This window comes from Actinomycetota bacterium (assembly GCA_005774595.1).
Classification (GTDB): Bacteria; Actinomycetota; Coriobacteriia; order Anaerosomatales; family D1FN1-002; genus D1FN1-002.
Map to the genome: position 1 here is coordinate 1 of VAUM01000281.1, position 2,571 is coordinate 2,571.

General features: G+C 73.5%; 3 protein-coding genes. 2 read left to right on the forward strand and 1 reads right to left on the reverse strand.

What is annotated here, in order from left to right; translation table 11 throughout:
* The coding region (locus tag FDZ70_09120; GenBank protein TLM70542.1) for a fibronectin type III domain-containing protein at positions 1 to 530 on the reverse strand (530 nt) is incomplete at its 3' end.
* Between the two features lie 211 nt (positions 531 to 741).
* On the opposite strand from FDZ70_09120, the gene FDZ70_09125 reads away from it, so the two are divergent.
* Both FDZ70_09125 and FDZ70_09130 read left to right on the forward strand, forming a co-directional pair.
* Positions 742 to 1,719: a hypothetical protein gene (locus FDZ70_09125; protein TLM70543.1), complete on the forward strand. Its 978-nt coding sequence runs from the start codon at positions 742 to 744 to the stop codon at positions 1,717 to 1,719.
* Positions 1,716 to 2,571, forward strand: an 856-nt coding sequence (locus FDZ70_09130; GenBank protein ID TLM70544.1) for a hypothetical protein, incomplete at its 3' end; no start/stop codon positions are given. The genes FDZ70_09125 and FDZ70_09130, both read left to right, overlap by 4 nt.

The window sequence follows — 2,571 nt, forward strand, 5'->3', positions numbered from 1 at the left end:
GTGTCGGCGCTGTGCGGCAGGTGGCACACGCGGCAGTACGACGTGGCACCCTGGCCGGTCTTCACGCCGTAGTGTGGCGAGATCGACCACTCGACGGTGAGCGTGTCGGTCACGGCGGACGGCAGCGACTCGCCGCCGTTCGCCGCGCACGCCGTCACCTGGTAGCGGTACGACGCGCCCGGTACGCCGATGCGATCGGTGTACGACGGCGCACTCACCGCCGCGATCGGGGCGAAGTCGCCGTCGCCCTCGGCACGCCAGACGCGGTACGAGGTCACGCCCGCGCCCGCGGGCGCAGCCGTCCAGGCGACCTGGGCGACCGTGCCGGTCTCGCCACGGCTGGCCTTCACGCCGTCAGGCGCGCCGGGCAGCGAGTTCACCGCTGTGCCGGCCGCTGTGCCCGCGACGGCGACGAGCGTGATGAGGAGCGCCCCGGCGGCGATCGCGGTGCGTGCCAGAGCGCGCGCCTGCGGCGCGCGCCCGTCGGCCCCGCGCGCAGCGGGGCCCGTCTGGTCCGCGTGAGGGTTCATCTTCGCTCATGATACACGCACGCGAGCGGACGCGACAACGCGCGCTTCCCCCCGCCGGGCCGCCGGGCCGCGCGGTCCGCGCGACCCCGCGGGGATGCTGTGGAGACCGCCCCGTCACGGGGTCGTGCGCGCGCGAGGCAGTATAATCGGTCGCGCCGGCGCCTTCGGAGGCGCGCGGTCCTCCCGAAGGAAACGGTCCGCACCCTCCCGCATGCCGAACAAGGAGACCCAGCCCGCTCGCGAGCCCGCCGTGCGCCGCATCCCGCTCCCGGGCCGGCGCGAGGCGGTCCTCGGCGCGCTCGTGGCGGGGCTCTTCGCGTTCATCGTGTGGTCGGCGGTCGCTTCGGGTGCGGTCGGCCCGGATCCGGCGTGCAGTCCGTGCCACCGCGATTCGGCGCTCACCGGCGGCCACGAAGGAGCCTCGTGCTACGGTTGCCACGCCGGCCCGGAGCCGGCGTCACGAGCCGCGCGTTTCGCGCTCGACGCCGCCTACGCCGCCCGAGGGCTCCCGAACGCGCAGGCCGAGTCCGCCGTCTCCAACGACTCGTGCCTCTCGTGCCACACCTCGGTACTCACGTCGGTGGTCGAGACCGCGGGCATCCGCATGAGTCACCGCACCTGCGTGCCGCGTGCCGCGCGATGCACCGACTGCCACAGCGCCGTGGGCCACGGCCGCGTCCGCGCGGACCGGGCCGTCTCCATGGACCGCTGCTCGCGGTGCCACGACGGCAGCACAGCCGCCAAGGAGTGCGACCTGTGCCACTACGGGACGCCGACGCGAAGCGACGCGCTCAACTCCTGGGCGGTGACACACGGCAAGAACCGGCACCAGACCCATGGCATGGGTGATGCGAAGACCTGCTACATCTGCCACGAACGCAGCGACTGCGGCGAGTGCCACCTGCCGGTGCCGCACGAGACGGACTGGCCCCGGCTGCACGGCGGCAAGGCGCTGGACCTCGGGCTGGACACGTGCCGCGCCTGTCACGTCGACGAGCTGTGCGACGGCTGCCACAAGACCGAGATGCCTCACCCCGACGACTGGCTCCCGCGGCATTCGGGCGCGGTGCCGAAGAGCGAGATCGAGGTGCGCTGCAGGAGCTGCCACGCCGTGGGCGACTGCCGCGACTGCCACTACATGCACGTGCACCCCGGCCCGGGGTCCGCACGCCCGAGGGGCACGCCGTGATCACCACCTCCACGCCCGACGTCAGCGTCGATATGCTGCTGGGCCTGCTGCGAAACCCGGCCGGCAACCCGCGCGCCGCCGCGCTGCTGCTCGCCGCGCTCGTCGTCGTGACGCTCGTCGTCATCGTGCTCGCCGGCCTACTGATCGTGGTGGGCGGCGCCCCGCCCGACCCGCGCAGATCGGCGCCCGGAGCACGCAAGCGCCGGCGCAAGCGTGCCCGCCGGGAGCTGTGGGTGGTCGTCGGCGCGTGGATGCTCGGCATCGCCGCGGCCGGCGCGGCCGGCGGGATCGTGCTGACCGACAGCTCAACGTGCGTGCGCTGTCACAAGGACCGGCTCGAGATGTCCGCGGCCGACGCGCGCCACCACGCCGAGATCGACTGCGCCGCATGCCACGCCGTCCCCGGGCTCGGCGGCCGCGTCGTGCTCAGTCTGGAGGTCCTCACCGACCTGTACGCGGCCGCCACGAAGCGGCCGGCCGCGCTCGATGAGCGCCGGCCGCGATCGGACGCATGCCGCAGGTGCCACCGCGGCATAGGTGATTCGATCACCCGCAAGATCGTGCGCGTCAGCCACAAACAGTTCGTCGACGAGCCCGGATGGCGATGCCTCGACTGCCACGGCGCGACCGGACACGGTCCGCGTCGCGAACCGGACGACCGCCCGAGGATGACGCTGTGCCTGCGCTGCCACGATGGCGTGAAGGCGTCGTCGGAGTGCGCCGAGTGCCACCCCGGAGGCATCACCGACGTGCGCGGGGTGTCCGTCTACGACTATCCGCAAGTCGAGTTGGGGCCGGTCCACACCTGCGAGGGATGCCACTCCATGGAGCGGTGCGACGCCTGTCACGGGC